This window comes from Falsiroseomonas bella, from assembly GCF_003173615.1.
GTDB lineage: Bacteria > Pseudomonadota > Alphaproteobacteria > Acetobacterales > Acetobacteraceae > Falsiroseomonas > Falsiroseomonas bella.
In genome coordinates this window covers 19,630-34,127 of record NZ_QGNA01000004.1, presented here as the reverse complement: position 1 = coordinate 34,127, position 14,498 = coordinate 19,630, and the positions used below count along the sequence as shown (strand labels likewise).

Sequence of the window (14,498 nt, the reverse complement as noted above, 5' to 3'; positions counted from 1 at the left end):
CCCGGGGGGTGCGGGGATGTCACCCCGGCGGGGGCTGAGGCGGGGGCAGGCCGAAGCGCGCGGCGACGGCGGGGAAATCCGGGGCCTCGGCGTGGCGGTGGGCGGGGCGCGTGCCGTCCTGCGGCCGGATGAGCTGGCAGGTGAGGAGGCCGGCGGCGGCGGCGGCGTCCAGTTCCTCGACCACGTCGGAGAGGAAGAGGGTTTCTTGCGCGTTGGTGCCGAGGCTGGCGACGATGGTCGCGTAGGATCGGGCGTCGCGCTTGGGGCCGGTGCGGGTGTCGAAGAAGCCGGCGAAGAGGGGCTCGAGGTCGCCGGCGGCGGAATGGCGGAAGAGCAGGCGCTGGGCCTCGACCGAGCCGGAGGAATAGACGGCGAGGGTCAGGCCGGATGCGGCCCAGGCGCGGAGGCAGGCGGGGACGTCGGGCCAGAGATGGCCGCGGAGGCGCCCATCCTCGAAGCCGGCGCGCCAGATCATGCCCTGGAGGGTCTTGAGGGGGGTGACCTTGGCGTCCTCGGCCATCCAATGGCGCAGGGTGGCGCGGGGGTCGGGGCCGGGGATCTCGGACAGGATCGCGGCGACGGCGGGGTCCGCGGCGCGGGCGTCGAGGAAGGCGTCGAGATTCGCCGCCGCGAAGGGGAAGAGCGTGTCCTTGACGAAGGCGATGGCGCTGGTCGTGCCCTCGATGTCGGTGACGATGGCGCGCACCGCGTCCTCCCCCACGCCGGGGTCGCCGTGGGGGGGCTCGGGGTGCGCTTCGGACATCAGGCGGTCGCGGCCGGGAAGCGGGCCGCCATGTCGGTGCCGGTGTAGTGGGGCGTCCAGCCGGTGGTGTCGGTGAAGACGCGGACCACGGCGAAGTTCGGGCTCTCGCCGGCGTCGAACCAGTGCTTCGAGTTGGCGGGGACGCTGATCAGGTCGCCGGGGCCGCAATGAGCGTCGAAGACCTTTCCATTCATGTGCAGCACGAAATTGCCGGTGCCGCTGTGGAAGAAGCGGACCTCGTCCTCCGTATGCGTGTGCTCGGACAAGAACTTGGCGCGCATCGCGTCCTTCTGCGGGTGGTCGGGCGTGAGCTTGATCACGTCCGCCGTGCCGGCGCCGGTGGCGGCGAGGAAGGCGTCGAGATGCGGGCGGTAGGCGGCGAGGATCGCGTCGGCATCGGCATCGGCGGGCAGGTCGGCGCGGGGCCACTGCTCGAAGCGGACGCCGATGGCCTTGAGCTCGGCGGCGATGCGGGACGGGTCCTCGGTGACGAGGAGCTGGTCGTTGGTGTCGGCGTTCCAGACGGTCAGGCGGCTCATCGCGGTTGCCTCCTCTCCTCCAATTCGCAGGCCAGCATGAATTCGAGCGCTTCCATGCGCATCAGCGCGGCCGGCATGTCGGGCGCCCATACATAGGAACCATGGCCGCGGATCAAGTAGCCGGGCGGGATGCTGGGCAGGCCGTCCCAGAGCAGGTCGAGGCCGCGCTGCATGCGGGCGATGTCCTGGTCGTTGGGGATGACGGGCAGCGTCACCTCGGCGTCGTGTGTCGGCAGGCCGGGGAAGGCCTTGAGCAGCTCGTAGCCGGCGAGGGTGAGGTCGTTCCCGGCGGCGCGCGAAAGGAAAGTGTTGGCGATGGAATGGCCGTGAAGCACGGCGCCTGCCTGCGGGAAGCGGCGGTAGATGCCGCAGTGAAGAAGCGTCTCGGCCGAGCTTTTCTTCCGTGGGTCCTCGGCGATGCCGTCGAGGTCCACGACCATGACGTCATCGGCGGTGAGGAAGCCCTTGTGGCGGCCGGAGACGGTGACGGCCAGGCGCCGCGCGTCCAGCCGCACGGAGAAATTGCCGGCGGTGGCGGGCACCAGGCCGAGCGCGTCGAGACGCCGCCCCGCCGCGACCAGCGCGGCTGCCGCACCCTCAAGCGTCACGCAGGCTTCTCCACGGGGAAGGCGCGGCGCTGCCACAGCACCAGCGCGGTCCCGATCGCGAGGCCCGCGATGTCGGTGAAGACCTCGGGCACCATCAGCATCAGGCCGGCGGCCGCGGCGGCGAGACGCAGCGGCATCGTGAGGCGGCCGTTCAGCATCCAGCCCTCGGTCGAGCAGGCCAGCAGCCAGACGCCGCCGGTGGCGGTGGCGAAGGCCTGCAGGATCACGGACAGCTCGCCCTGCGCCAGCAGCGCGGGCGAGAGCCAGAACATGTAGGGCACGATGAAGGTGGCGAGGCCGAGCTTCACGGCGACGACGCTGGTGCGCCACATATCGCCGCCCGACATGGACGCGGCCGCGAAGGAGGCGAGCGCCACCGGCGGCGTGATGGCCGAGAGGATCGCGAAGTAGAAGATGAACATGTGGGCGACGAGGCCCTCGACACCGATGCGGATCAGGCCGGGCGCGACGACGGCGGCGGCGATGGCGTAGGCCGCGGTGGTCGGCACGCCCATGCCGAGGATGATCGCCACCACCATCGCGAAGACCATCGCGAGGAAGGAGGAGGTCCCGGCGATGTCGAGCAGCATGGTCGCGAAGCGGCCGCCGACGCCGGTGAGCCCGATCACGCCCGCGACGATGCCGGCGGCGGCGCAGACGGCGATGAGCTGCATCACCTCCTTCGCGCTGCCGGTCAGGGCGCGCTCGATGGCCGCCAGCGTCTCGGCGATGGCGCCGATGACCGCGCCGGGCAGGGACTGCCCCTGCAGGCCCATCCGGTGGACCAGCGCCGTGCCCAGCATGATGGCGATGGTCGCCGCGATGCCGATGGCCGCCGCGCGGAAGGGCGAATAGCCGGAGAGCAGCACGAAGATCAGCAGCACCAGCGGCGCGGCCATGTAGGTGCGCCGCGCAATGTCCACCCAGCGGGGCAGTTCCTCCCGCGTCAGGCCGCGGATGCCGGCCTTGCGGGCGTTGAGGTCGCAGTGGATGTAGTTGGCGATGTAGAACAGCAGCGCCGGGATGAGCCCGGCCAGCGCGATCTCGGTGTAGGGGATGCCGAGCACCTCGGCCATGATGAAGGCGCCCGCGCCCATCACCGGCGGCGTGATCTGCCCGCCCGTGGAACTGGTGGCCTCGACCGCCGCGGCCGTCTCGCGGTCGTAGCCGACGCGGCGCATCATCGGGATGGTGAAGGCGCCGGAGGCGACGACATTCGCCACTGCGCTGCCGGAGATGGTGCCGAAGAGGATGCCGGAGACGACCGTGACCTTGGCCGGCCCGCCGCGCGCGCGGCCGACCAGCGCGAGGGCGAGGTCGTTGAAGTAGTCGCCCGCCTTGGACGCCTGGAGGAAGGCGGCGAAGGTGACGAAGAGGATGATGAAGCTGGCCGAGACCTGCACGATCGTGCCGAGCACGCCGTTGTTGCCGAACAGCTCGACCACCGCGGCCTGCCACTCGACACCGCGGTGGAAGAGGATGCCGGGCATCCAGGGGCCGACGAAGCAATAGGCGATGAAGACCACCGCGATCATCGGCATGACGAGGCCCGCGGTGCGGCGGGCGAATTCCAGGACGATCAGGATGCCGACGGCGCCGGCCGCGAGATCCTGCCAGTTCGGCCCCATGAAGGAGCGCATCTCGATCCCGTCGGCATCCAGGATGTAGTGCATCGGCACGAGCAGGCAGGGGATCATCAGCAGCCAGTCGTACCAGGCAACGCGCCGGCCCGGCTGGTCGCTGGCGCGCGGGGCGAAGAGGGCGAAGCCGAGGGCTGCGCCGAGGAAGACATGCACCGCGCGGGAGACGGTGGGATCCACCGGCTGTACCAGCAGGATCCACATGTGCCACAGCACGAAGGCCGAGGCGGCGGCGCGCCAGGCGAGGCCCTGCCAGCCCGCCAGGTCGCGGCGGGCGGAGGCGAACTCCATGTCGTCAACCTGGGTGTTGACCACGCCGTCGGCGCCGAACGTGTCGGCCGGCCCGGTCGGGCCCTCGCGCACCGGCACCCCTGTCATGAACCCTCCCGAAACGCATCGCGCCGGCCCCGCATGGCGGGGTCGGCGCGTCGCCGCCGCCGGTTGGACCGGCATGCGGCATGACCTCCCGCGCGCGAACCTAGAAGCGCGCGCGGGCGCGATCAATGCTGCCTGGCGGGCCGCCCATCAGGGCAGCCCGGTCAGGCGGCGGGGCGGGTCGGGTTCGCGGCGCCCTGGCTCGGCTGCGCCTGGGCGCCCTGCGGGCCCTGGATGCTGCCGGCCGGCTGCGCCGGGGTCTGCGACGCGGCGTCGGCGGCCATGGAGGCGTCCTTGACCTCGTCCTCCTTCATGTTCTGCTTGAAGGACTTGATGCCCTTGGCTAGGTCGCCCATCAGCCCGCTGATCTTGCCGCTGCCGAACAGCAGCAGGACGACCAGCAGCACCACGAGCCAATGCCAGATGCTGAACGAACCCATCGCGACGCCTCAATCCCAGATTCGGCAGGTCCGCAGGTGGTTGCCCTCGGCCGGCCGGGTTGCCTTCGGGGCCGGACACTAGTCCGCGTTGGGGTCCGGCGCAAACGGGACATGGCCCGGCGCGGCCCGGGAGACAACGGGGGGCCATGGATAATCCGGCCGGCAAATCCCTGATCCGAGGTTAACGGCGCGGTGGCCGGAAAATTTCCGATCCTCCATCTTGAAACGTGTCGGAGATTGCGCCATTTGCGCCCCTCGATCCGGGCCCCTCTGGCGGACCGGCCGTGCCGACAGGCTTGGCCAGGCTCCCGCGATGTCGGATCGCATCGCAAACGTTGCCCGGGCCCGGCATCGTCGGGTCGGGGCGTGTTCGGGAGAACGGCTCCGCCATGGAACTTCTGGCCCTCGAGTGGATCGGCAAGCCGATCTGGATGTGGACGGGCTTCTTCGCCATCGTCCTCGCCCTGCTGGCCTTCGACCTCGGCGTCCTGAACAAGGACGACAAGGAGATGGGCATCAAGGAGAGCCTGTACCTCTCCGCCTTCTACATCGGCTTCGCCATCCTCTACGGCGGCGCAATCTGGTGGGCCTATGAGGCCGGGCAGATCACCACCAGCGACGGCACGCATGCCGGCATCACCTATTTCACCGGCTTCTTCATCGAGAAGGCGCTGTCCATCGACAACGTCTTCGTCATCAGCCTGATCTTCACCTTCTTCGCCATCCCGCGGAAGTACCAGTACCGCGCCCTGGTCTGGGGCATCATCGCGGTGATCGTGCTGCGCGGCATCATGATCGGCATCGGCGCGGCGCTGGTGCAGGAGTACAGCTGGGTCCTCTACATCTTCGGCGCCTTCCTGATCGCGACCGGCATCAAGATGCTGGTGGTGCCCGAGAGCGACCCGGACATCTCCAAGAACCCGGTGGTGAAGTTCTTCAAGAAGCACATGCGCGTCACCGACGAGCTGCACGCGCAGAAGTTCTTCGTGCGCAAGCCGGACCCGTCCAAGGGCGGCAAGGTGGTGCTGTGGGCGACGCCGCTGTTCCTGGCGCTGGTCGTCATCAACATCGCCGACCTGATCTTCGCGGTGGACAGCGTGCCGGCGATCTTTGCGATCACCACGGACACCTTCATTGTCTACACCGCGAACATCATGGCCATCCTGGGCCTGCGCGCGCTCTACTTCGCGCTGGCGGCGATGGTGCACCGCTTCCACTACCTGAAGTATGCGCTGGCGCTGGTGCTGGTGTTCATCGGCGGCAAGATCTTCTGGAACCAGATCTTCGGGAAGGTGGACCCGGCCATCTCGCTCGGCGTCACGCTGGCGATGATCCTGGGCGGCATCTTCTACTCGCTGTGGAAGACGCGGAACGACAACGACCAGAAGCCGCTGCAGCCGGCGGAGTGAAGGCCGGCCGCTTCGAGGCGGCGGGAAACCAGGGCGGGGAAGGCGCGGCCTTCCCCGCTTTTTTTGTTTCCGGTGCCGCGGAGTGGCGATGGTTGACCGGTAGGGTGGAGGGGCCGGACGGCTCGGACTGGCGTGCGAAAGGGCCGGCCCCCCTCACCCAGCCCTCTCCCCCCCTGAGGGGGGAGAGGCGCGAAGCTCAGCGCGGGATCTCGGCATCCTTCATGGCCGTACCGTGCTCCAGCGCCTTCCACATCTCGACGTCGCGCTCGGCGGTCCAGATGCGCGGGTGGTCGAGGCCCTTTGCCTCGTCGAAGGCGCGGGTGACGTTGAAGGGCATGCAGTGCTCGAAGATCACCCACTGCCCGTATTTCGGGCGCATGAAGCCCATCGTGTCGTCGTAGATCTCCTTGAGTTCCCAGCCTTTCTCCACGCCCTGCCGCACGCGGCCGAACAGGTCGGAGGTGAAGGCGCGGGTGCCGGCAATCGCCTCGGCGCATTCGGCCTTCGTCATCAGCGCGCGGCCGCGGCCAGGGACCATCTTCTCCGGGCCGAGCTCGGCGATGGCGTCGAGCGTCGCGGGCCAGTCGGCGAAATGCGCATCGCCGCAATAGGGCGTCGCGCCGAACTCCACCGTGTCGCCGGCGAAGAGCACCTTCTCCTTCGGGCACCAGACCACCGTGTCTCCGGCGGTGTGGCTGCGGCCGATATGGATGACCTGCGCCTCGCGCTCGCCGAGCCAGAGCGTCATGCAGCCTTCGAAGCTGTGGGTCGGCCAGGTGAGGCCGGGGATCGTCTCCTTGCCACGGAACAGGCGGGGGAAGCGGCCGATCTCGCTGTCCATGTCCTGCCGGCCGCGCTCCACGATCAGCTCCCGCGTGGCGTCGGAGGCGATGACGATCGGCTTGCCGTAGCCCGCGACGCCGAGCACGCGCACCGCGTGGTAATGGGTGAGGACCACCTGCGTCACCGGCAGCGGCGAGACGGCGCGGATGCGGGCGATGACGTCCTGCGCCATGGCGGGCGTGGCCTGCGCATCCACCACGACGACGCCGTCGGGCCCGACGAGCACGCCGGAATTCGGATCGCCTTCCGCCGTGTAGGCGAAGAGCCCCGGGCCAAGCTCGTCGAAAGAAATTTTCTTTTCGGCCATGTCATTGGTGGATGCGAAACCGGACATCGCTGCGCTCTCCTTGCAGGCCGGCGAAGTTGCCATGCCCGTGCGTCAGGGCAAACGCGCCGCCCGCGCGGGCGGAATGGCAGCGTTGCTCGCCGCGCCGTGAGCCGCCCGCAATATTAAGCAAAAACGCATTCCATTAACCTTCCAACGGCGCTAGCCTGCTCGTGTTGGAAGGCTCCTGCGGCGGCGGGTTCCAACACAAGTTGGGGAACGACAGGCAAATGACCCGCAGCACCAGCAGCTTGACGCCTCTGCCCGGCGCCTGCGCGGCCTGTGCCGTGCGCCCCTTCGCACTGTTCCGGGTGGTGCCTCAGGCCCGCGTCGGGGAGATCGCGAAGGTGCGCTCCGGCGTGCGGCTGGTGCGGGCCGGCGAGGCGATCCGGGACAGCGTCTTCACCCTCTATGCCGGCTGGGCCTTCACCTGGACGGCGACGCCGGACGGGCGGCGGCAGGTGCTGGATTTCCACCTGCCCGGCGACCTGGTGGAGCGCACCGAGGACGGCGCCGAGGTGGAGGCGCTGACCGATGCCTCCTTCTGCATCCTGGCCCGCGACCGGCTGTGCGACTTCATGGGGCGCGACCCCAGCGTGGCCATGTCCTACGCCGAGGGGCTGAGCCGCGATCGCGCGCGGCTGCGCGAGCGCCTGACCAGCCTCGGCCGGCGCGATGCCGTGGGGCGCGTGGCGCATCTGCTTCTGGAGGTCCATGGCCGCATCCAGCGCCGCGGCGGCGCCGACGCCCGCGGCGGGCCGGTGCCGCTGAAGCAGGCCCACATCGCCGATGCGCTCGGGCTTTCGGTGGAGCATGCCAACCGCGCGCTGGCGGTGCTGCGCAAGGATAACCTCGCGACCCTGGCCAAGGGCCGGCTCGACATCCTGGACCGCGAGGGGCTGGAGGAAGTCGCGGGCTGGGAAGGGCCGACCGCGGTCGAGTCGCTGGTGCCGCGCAGCATCGCGGGGTGACGCGGCCCGATGACCGGAGGGGCGGCAGCACCGAAGGTCTGAATCGGCCCGCCCGCTATCCAAGGCGGCCCGATGAACGGAGGGGCGGCAGCCCCGAAGGTCTGAATCGGCCCGCCCGCTATCCAAGGCGGCACGCCCTGCACGGACCCATCGCCTCTCTCCGCAGCCTGAGGTAGCCTGCCGGCCGTTCAGCCCAGGGTTGCACGTCGCCAGATGCTCTTGCGCCGCATCGTCCTTGCCGCCCTGGCGGCGCTGCTGTCCGCCGGGCCGGCGCTGGCGCAGGCCGATCCCTCATTCAACCTGGTGAACCGCAGCGGGCAGCCGATCCGCGAGCTCTATGTCTCGCCGGTGAGCAACCCGAACTGGGGGCATGACCTGCTGGGAAGCGACGTCCTGCCGGACGGCCGCGCCTTCCCGGTGCGGATCCCGCCCTCGGCGGGGTGCCGGCAGGATGTGCGGGTGGTCTATGCCGATGGCCGGCCGGAGGAGCGGCGCAACCAGGACACCTGCCGGATCACCCAGATGGTGTTCGGCAGCGCGGCGCAGGCGCCGCCCTCCACGCAGGAGCCGGCACAGGGGAACCCCTCCTTCAACCTGGTGAACCACGGGCAGCAGGCGATGCGGGAGGTCTATGTCTCCTCCGCGCGGGACCAGAACTGGGGGCAGCAGCGCCTGCCGCGGACGATGAACCCGGGCGAGCACCTGGCGGTGCGGCTGCCGCTGGGCGAGTGCGTGAACGACGTGCGGGTGGTGTGGCAGGACGGCCGCGCCGAGGAACGCCGCGGCCTCGACACCTGCGGCATCGTGAACCTGGTGTTCCGCTGAGCGAGGGGCGCTACCGCGGGCCGACCCGGCACCTGATCGTCCCCGGCCTGGCGAAGGCCGGGACGAGCTTCCTGTACCACCAGCTGATGCGGCGGCCGGAGCTGTTCGGCAGCGCCGGGACGAAGGAGGTGAACTTCTTCGGCGAGGTGAAGCAGCGCGGGCGCTCCGCCTATCTGTCGCGCTTCCCGGCGGAGGAGCACCGGAAGATCCTGCTCGACGCCTCGCCTTCCTACATCCAGAACCGGGACGACAGCGCCGATCGCATCCGCAGCGTGCTGGAGGCGGATGCGGTGACGATCGCGATCCTGGTGCGCGACCCGGTGGAGACCTTCTTCTCCCACTACCTGCACGAGCTGAAATCCACGATCGGCCGGCCGAGCTGGCGCCGGCAGCCGCGGCCCGCGACCTTCCGGCTGGAGGATCCGGCGGTGACGGCGCGCTACCTGCGGCCGCGCGCGCCGGCCGTGGCGCGGTTCCGCGCGGTGTTCGGCGAGGCCTGCCTGGGCTTCCCGATGGGGGCGCTGTTCGACGGGTCGCTGCGCGCGCGGCTGGGCGCGGTGCTCGGGGCGGAGCTTGCGCCCTTCGACGGCAGCGAGGTGATCAACCGCGGCGGCTTCGTGCCGCGCTATCTGTGGGGCGGGCCGCGCGGGCTGGTGCTGGAGCAGGACGGGCGGCCCTTCCGCGTGCCGCCGCGCGCGCTGGTCTTCGTGGCGGAGGAGCGGAGCGAGCTGCAGGCCTATGCCACGGCCGAGGAAGCGGCGGCCTTCCAGCGACTGGGCGAGAGCTTCACGCGGGAGATCGCGCTCGATCGCGCCGCGTTGCAGCCGCTGCTGGAGGACCACCTGGCGGTCTGCGCGGCGCTCGGCCTGGAGCCGATCCGGCGGTCGGTGGAGGACGCGGTCCGGCTCGCCGCGCCGGAAGCGCGGCTGTCGGAGCGGGTCCTCGAACGGCTGCCGGTGATCTGACCGCTGCCCGCTGCGGCGAGCGACGGGCCGCGCGCCGCTACCGCTCCGGCAGCCCGGCCAGGCGCCAGCCTTCGATCATCCGATCGAACGCCTCCGCGCTGTGCCGGCCGGGGTGCGAGCGCCGCATCATCTCGATCGAGGCATGCGGGTTGGCGGCCGTCAGCTTCCGTGCCGCGTCGCGCGCGGTGGGCAGGTCGCCGGCGAGCGCCGCGGTCCAGGCCAGCATGCGGTAGACCCAGGTCACCCGGGGATGGCGATCGATCACCGCCCGGATACGGCGCGCGGCCTCGGCATAGTCGCCCTTGTAGCCGAAGGCGGCGGCGATGCCGATGCGCAGGTTGAAGGCCAGCGGGTCGAGCGGGCTCAGCGCCAGCGACCGCTCGAAGCGCTGGATCGCCTCGTCCTGGCGCTGCTGGTAGACCGCGAGCCAGCCGTAGCGGGCCCAGGCCCAGGCATGATTCGGATCGAGCGCGAGCGCGCTTTCGATGAAGGACGCGGCGCGCGGCAGGTCATCCAGGCACAGGCTGATCGCCGCGCCGACGGCCGCCAGCGCGGTCGGATCATCGGCGATCGCGTCGGCGGCCGATTCGATCGCCTGGCGCGCGGCGTCCCGGCTCGCCTCCGGATCGCCGGACCAGGCATAGGCGACGTCCTGCGAATGGCACCAGGCGAGCAGGGCATGCGCCCTGCCGTAGCGCGGATCGAGTGCCACGGCGTCGCGCAGCAGCGCGATGGCTTGGCCGTTCTCCTCGGCGTCGTGGCTCCAGATGCGCGGATAGGCCCGCAGCACCAGGTCGTGCGCGCGCAAATTGCCCGGCGGCTTGCGCGCGGCGACGGCGATCTCCGCGTTGCGCACGGTGGGCAGGATCGCGCCGGCCACCTGCGACGCGATGCGGTCCTGGAAGTCGAAGATGTCGGTGATCGCGCCCTCGTAGCGGTCGGACCAGAGCTGCGCGCGCGTGCCGGCATCCACCAGCTGCACGGAGATGCGCAGCCGGTCGCCGCCGCGCCGCACCGTGCCCTCCACAACGTAGCTGACGCCGAGCTCGCGTCCGACCTCGCGCACATCCACGAAGCGGCCCTTGTAGGTGAAGGCGGATTGGCGGGCGATGACGAAGAACTCCTTCACGCGCGACAGCGCGCCGGTGATCTCCTCCACCACGCCGTCCACGAAGTAGCCGTCGGCCTCGCCGCTGAGATTGTCGAAGGGCATGACGATGATGGCCGGCTGGTCCCCGCGCGGCGGCGGCGTCAGCGCGGCTGCGGGCGCGGGAGGGGCGGGTGCGGGCGGGGCGGGCATTGCCCGCGCGCCGTCGCGCAGCAGCGCAAGCGTCTCCGGCTCGGGGTCTGCATCGAGTTCGCGCCGCAGCGCCTCCCGGCAGAGTTCGAGCTGCCGCAGCGCGGCATTGCTGCGCCCCTGCGCGAGGCGGAGGCGGATCAGCGCGCGGTGGGCTTCCTCGGCCGCGGGATCGGCGGCGAGTAGCCGCCCGGCCAGTGCCTCGCAGGCGGTGCCGTCCGCCTCCGCGTCGTCCCGGCTGAGTTGCTCCACAAGGTCCAGCGCCTTGCGGCGGATGGCCTGCCGGTGCGGGGCGAACCACTGGTCGAGCGGGTCGGGCAGCGGGATGCCGGCCAGCAGGTCGCCCTGGTAGAGCGCCGCCGCCGCGCGCCGATCGGGCGCCTGCCCCGCGAGCAGGGCCTCGAACTGCCAGAGGTCGAGGGCGTGCGGCGCCGCGACGAGGCGCACGGTCTCCGTGTCGCTGTCCAGGCGGAGGTCCTGGTCGCCCTCCGGCATGGCGGCGCGGATCGCGGCGAGCGCCTGGCGCAGGCTGCTGCGGGCCTGGGCCTCGCCGCGATCCGGCCAGAGCGCCTCGCACAGAGCCGTGCGCCGCAGGCCCTTCGCGCCGCAGGCGAGCATGGCGACCAGAAGGGCCGCCTTGCGGGTCGGAAGGCGCACCGGCTGGCCCTGTGCCGACCGCAGTTCGAGCCCGCCCAGGATTCGGATCCGCACGGCACCCTCGAGCCCGCTGAGCCGTGCAGCATAGGCGCAATCCGGACGATTTCACGCCGATTTCACGCCTTGGACGGCGACGCGGCGCCGCGCTTCACGCCGGCACGAACGCCGGCGAAGCGGGCCGGGCGGAAGCTTCCTCCACCAGCAGAGGAGAGCACGCCATGCAGCACGTCCTTCACCCCGGCACCGCCGACCTGCCCGGCGCCGCCGGCGCCGGCGATCACCGGATCGGGCTGCGGCGTCGCGGCGCCGGGGTCCTGGCGTGGATCAAGTCACGGCTTGCCCGGCCGCTCATGGACGATGAGCTGAACCCGGCGCTGCGGAGCGACATCGGCGTCGAGGACACCCCCTCCGGCGGGCCGGTCCTCGAGGTGGATGGCGCGGTGATGCGCCGGCTGATGTCGCTGCGGTAGCGCGCCGCATCCGGGCGCGGCGCGCCACCGCCTGCATCACGCCGCGCTCAGCGCCTTCCAGACGCTTTCGGGCGTCGCCGGCATGTCCACGGCGCGGCCACCGAGGGCATCCACCAGCGCGTTGATGACCGCCGGCGGCGATCCGACCGCGCCGGCCTCGCCCGCGCCCTTCACGCCGAGCGGGTTCGTCTGGCAGTCCACCTCGATCAGGTCCACGTCGATGTCGGGCAGGTCCTCGGCGCGCGGCAGGGCGTAGTCCATGAAGCTGGCCGAGAGCAGCTGGCCGCTGCCGCTGTCATAGGCGGTGCGCTCCATCAGCGCCTGGCCGACGCCCTGCGCGACGCCGCCATGCACCTGGCCGCGCACGATCAGCGGGTTCAGCGCATGGCCCACGTCGTCCACCACGATGTAGCGCGGCACCGTCACCTGGCCGGTGTCGGCGTCCACCTCCACCTCGGCCACGTGGCAGCCATTGGGGAAGGTGTGGCTCTCGATCTTCGCGGTCTCCATCGTGTCGAGAAGGATGGCGGACTGCCCGGCCGCCACGCGCTTCCGTTGCGCGGCGGCGAGGTCGAGGATGCCGATGCCGCGGTCCGTGCCGACCACGCCGAAGCGGCCGTGACCGTCACGCCCCTGGGCCACGAACTCGATGTCGCCGATCGCAGCCTCGAGGGTCTCGGCCGCGGCCTGCTTGCCCTTCTCGATCACGCTCGCCGTCGTCACCAGGATCGCCTGGCCTTCCGAATAGAGGCTGCGGGCGCCGCCGGTGCCGCCGCCATCGGGCAGCGTCTCCGAATCGCCCTGCTTCACGCGGATCCTGTCCATCGGGATGCCGAGCTCGTGGCTGGTCAGCATGGCATAGGCCGTCTCATGGCCCTGGCCGGTGGATTGCGTGCCGACATAGACGTCGACGTTGCCGTCCTCGGCGAAGACGACCTTGGCGTTCTCCGTGGGCGCGCCGCCGGTGGCTTCCAGGTAGTAGGCGAGGCCGATGCCGCGCTTCTTGCCGCGCTTCGCCGCTTCCGCGCGGCGGGATTCGAAGCCGGCCCAGTCCATCTTCTTCAGCGCGGCATCGAGAAGCTGCGCGAAGTCGCCGCTGTCGTAGCGCTGGCCCATGGCGGAGACGTAGGGCATGGCCGATTGCGGGACCATGTTGCGCTTGCGGATCTCCACGCGGTCGATCTTCAGCTCGCGCGCGGCGGTGTCGATCAGGCGCTCGACCAGGTAGTTGGATTCCGGGCGCCCGGCGCCGCGATAGGCGTCCACCGGCACGGTGTTGGTCAGCACGCCGAGGACGTTGGCGTGGATCGCCTCGAACCCATAGACGCTGGCGAGCACCTTGGTGCCGGCGCCGGTCGGGATGAAGGGCGCGTAGTTGGAGAGATAGGCGCCCATGTTCGCCCAGTTCTTCGTGCGCAGCGCGAGGAACTTGCCGTTCGCGTCCAGCGCCAGCTCGCCCAAGGTGATGTTGTCGCGGCCATGCGTGTCGGAGAGGAAGGCTTCCGTGCGCTCGCTCGCCCACTTCACGGGGCGGCCGACCTGCCTGGACGCGAAGGCCACCATGACATGCTCGGCATAGAGGAAAAGCTTCATGCCGAAGCCGCCGCCGACATCGGGGGTCAGGACGTGGATCCTGTCCTGCGGGATGCGGAAGATCTGGTCCGCCAGCATGTTGCGCACCTGCCAGGAGCCCTGGGTGTTGGTGTGCATCGTGAGCCGGTCGCCCTCCCAGGCCGCGACCGCGGCGCGGGCCTCCATGGAGGCGACGACGACGCGGTTGTTCACCACCGTCAGGCGCGTGACATGCGCAGCCTTCGCGAAGGCGGCGTCGGTCTTCGCCCGGTCGCCGGCTTCCCAGTCGAAGCAGATGTTGCTCTTCGCCTCGGGCCAGACCAGCGCCGCACCCGCCTCATGCGCAGTGGCGAGGTCGGTGGAGGCTGGGAGGACGTCGTAGTCCACCATGATGGCCTCGGCGCCGTCGCGGGCGGCCTGCAGCGTCTCGCCCACCACGAAGGCGACGGGGTCGCCGACATGGCGCACCGTGTCGGTGGCCAGCGCCAGGCGCGGCGTGTTGGTGCGCGGCGAGCCGTCCCGGCTCTTCAGCGGGATCATGCAGGGCAGCTCGCCCAGGCCCGCGGCCTTCATGTCGGCGCCGGTGATGACCGCCAGCACGCCGGGGGTGGCCTTCGCGCCCGAGACGTCGAGCGAGGCGATCCGGGCATGGGCGTGCGGGCTGCGCAGCACCACGCCGAAGGCCTGGCCGGGCATGGAGATGTCGTCCGTGTAGCGCCCGCGGCCGGTCAGCAGGCGGGGATCCTCGACGCGCCGCACCGACTGGCTCAATCCGAACTTCGCCATCTGGCCTTCCTTC

At 70.9% G+C, this 14,498-nt stretch carries 13 protein-coding genes; 5 read left to right on the top strand and 8 right to left on the bottom strand.

What is annotated here, in order from left to right:
* Positions 1 to 19: 19 nt before the first annotated feature.
* From mtnC to DFH01_RS17000, 5 genes are all read right to left on the bottom strand, one after another.
* Positions 20 to 763 carry an acireductone synthase gene (gene mtnC, locus DFH01_RS17020; protein ID WP_109871704.1) on the bottom strand — a complete coding sequence of 248 codons (744 nt, stop codon included), beginning with the start codon at positions 761 to 763 and terminating at the stop codon, positions 20 to 22.
* Positions 763 to 1,302 (bottom strand): 1,2-dihydroxy-3-keto-5-methylthiopentene dioxygenase, encoded by a 540-nt coding sequence (locus DFH01_RS17015; RefSeq protein WP_109871703.1) that lies wholly within the window; start codon positions 1,300 to 1,302, stop codon positions 763 to 765. The genes mtnC and DFH01_RS17015 overlap by 1 nt, the downstream gene beginning before the upstream one ends.
* Positions 1,299 to 1,910, bottom strand: coding sequence for a methylthioribulose 1-phosphate dehydratase (locus tag DFH01_RS17010; protein WP_109871702.1), 612 nt, complete (start codon positions 1,908 to 1,910; stop codon positions 1,299 to 1,301). The genes DFH01_RS17015 and DFH01_RS17010 overlap by 4 nt, the downstream gene beginning before the upstream one ends.
* Positions 1,907 to 3,928 carry a TRAP transporter permease gene (locus tag DFH01_RS17005; RefSeq protein WP_158287795.1) on the bottom strand — a complete coding sequence of 674 codons (2,022 nt, stop codon included), beginning with the start codon at positions 3,926 to 3,928 and terminating at the stop codon, positions 1,907 to 1,909. The genes DFH01_RS17010 and DFH01_RS17005 overlap by 4 nt, the downstream gene beginning before the upstream one ends.
* Positions 3,929 to 4,089: 161 nt before the next feature.
* Positions 4,090 to 4,365, bottom strand: coding sequence for a twin-arginine translocase TatA/TatE family subunit (locus tag DFH01_RS17000; protein ID WP_109871700.1), 276 nt, complete (start codon positions 4,363 to 4,365; stop codon positions 4,090 to 4,092).
* A 389-nt stretch (positions 4,366 to 4,754) separates the two neighbouring features.
* On the opposite strand from DFH01_RS17000, the gene DFH01_RS16995 reads away from it, so the two are divergent.
* Positions 4,755 to 5,774 carry a TerC family protein gene (locus tag DFH01_RS16995; RefSeq protein WP_109871699.1) on the top strand — a complete coding sequence of 340 codons (1,020 nt, stop codon included), beginning with the start codon at positions 4,755 to 4,757 and terminating at the stop codon, positions 5,772 to 5,774.
* A gap of 196 nt (positions 5,775 to 5,970) precedes the next feature.
* On the opposite strand, the gene DFH01_RS16990 is transcribed toward DFH01_RS16995, so the two are convergent.
* The gene (locus DFH01_RS16990) at positions 5,971 to 6,951 is read right to left on the bottom strand and encodes an MBL fold metallo-hydrolase (protein ID WP_109871698.1); all 981 of its coding nucleotides are present in this window, start codon (positions 6,949 to 6,951) and stop codon (positions 5,971 to 5,973) included.
* Positions 6,952 to 7,172: 221 nt separating this feature from the next.
* On the opposite strand from DFH01_RS16990, the gene DFH01_RS16985 reads away from it, so the two are divergent.
* From DFH01_RS16985 to DFH01_RS16975, 3 genes are all read left to right on the top strand, one after another.
* Positions 7,173 to 7,913, top strand: coding sequence for a Crp/Fnr family transcriptional regulator (locus tag DFH01_RS16985; RefSeq protein WP_109871697.1), 741 nt, complete (start codon positions 7,173 to 7,175; stop codon positions 7,911 to 7,913).
* A gap of 213 nt (positions 7,914 to 8,126) precedes the next feature.
* Entirely contained in the window at positions 8,127 to 8,738 is a 612-nt protein-coding gene (locus DFH01_RS16980) for a hypothetical protein (protein WP_109871696.1), read from the top strand.
* An 86-nt stretch (positions 8,739 to 8,824) separates the two neighbouring features.
* Complete coding sequence (locus DFH01_RS16975) at positions 8,825 to 9,703, top strand: hypothetical protein (protein WP_109871695.1); 879 nt, start codon at positions 8,825 to 8,827, stop codon at positions 9,701 to 9,703.
* 37 nt (positions 9,704 to 9,740) lie between these two features.
* On the opposite strand, the gene DFH01_RS16970 is transcribed toward DFH01_RS16975, so the two are convergent.
* Positions 9,741 to 11,711 carry an AfsR/SARP family transcriptional regulator gene (locus tag DFH01_RS16970; protein ID WP_199231268.1) on the bottom strand — a complete coding sequence of 657 codons (1,971 nt, stop codon included), beginning with the start codon at positions 11,709 to 11,711 and terminating at the stop codon, positions 9,741 to 9,743.
* Between the two features lie 164 nt (positions 11,712 to 11,875).
* On the opposite strand from DFH01_RS16970, the gene DFH01_RS16965 reads away from it, so the two are divergent.
* Positions 11,876 to 12,127, top strand: coding sequence for a hypothetical protein (locus tag DFH01_RS16965; RefSeq protein WP_109871694.1), 252 nt, complete (start codon positions 11,876 to 11,878; stop codon positions 12,125 to 12,127).
* A 36-nt stretch (positions 12,128 to 12,163) separates the two neighbouring features.
* Here the strand turns inward: DFH01_RS16965 and DFH01_RS16960 are convergent, their stop codons facing one another.
* Positions 12,164 to 14,485 carry a xanthine dehydrogenase family protein molybdopterin-binding subunit gene (locus tag DFH01_RS16960; RefSeq protein ID WP_109871693.1) on the bottom strand — a complete coding sequence of 774 codons (2,322 nt, stop codon included), beginning with the start codon at positions 14,483 to 14,485 and terminating at the stop codon, positions 12,164 to 12,166.
* Between the last annotated feature and the right edge of the window lie 13 nt (positions 14,486 to 14,498).

Coding starts and splice junctions, on each gene's coding strand:
- mtnC (WP_109871704.1), bottom strand. CDS start 763: ATGTCCGAAGCGCACCCCGAGCCCCCCCACGGCGACCCCGGCGTGGGG.
- DFH01_RS17015 (WP_109871703.1), bottom strand. CDS start 1,302: ATGAGCCGCCTGACCGTCTGGAACGCCGACACCAACGACCAGCTCCTC.
- DFH01_RS17005 (WP_158287795.1), bottom strand. CDS start 3,928: ATGACAGGGGTGCCGGTGCGCGAGGGCCCGACCGGGCCGGCCGACACG.
- DFH01_RS17000 (WP_109871700.1), bottom strand. CDS start 4,365: ATGGGTTCGTTCAGCATCTGGCATTGGCTCGTGGTGCTGCTGGTCGTC.
- DFH01_RS16995 (WP_109871699.1), top strand. CDS start 4,755: ATGGAACTTCTGGCCCTCGAGTGGATCGGCAAGCCGATCTGGATGTGG.
- DFH01_RS16990 (WP_109871698.1), bottom strand. CDS start 6,951: ATGTCCGGTTTCGCATCCACCAATGACATGGCCGAAAAGAAAATTTCT.
- DFH01_RS16985 (WP_109871697.1), top strand. CDS start 7,173: ATGACCCGCAGCACCAGCAGCTTGACGCCTCTGCCCGGCGCCTGCGCG.
- DFH01_RS16980 (WP_109871696.1), top strand. CDS start 8,127: ATGCTCTTGCGCCGCATCGTCCTTGCCGCCCTGGCGGCGCTGCTGTCC.
- DFH01_RS16975 (WP_109871695.1), top strand. CDS start 8,825: ATGCGGCGGCCGGAGCTGTTCGGCAGCGCCGGGACGAAGGAGGTGAAC.
- DFH01_RS16965 (WP_109871694.1), top strand. CDS start 11,876: ATGCAGCACGTCCTTCACCCCGGCACCGCCGACCTGCCCGGCGCCGCC.
- DFH01_RS16960 (WP_109871693.1), bottom strand. CDS start 14,485: ATGGCGAAGTTCGGATTGAGCCAGTCGGTGCGGCGCGTCGAGGATCCC.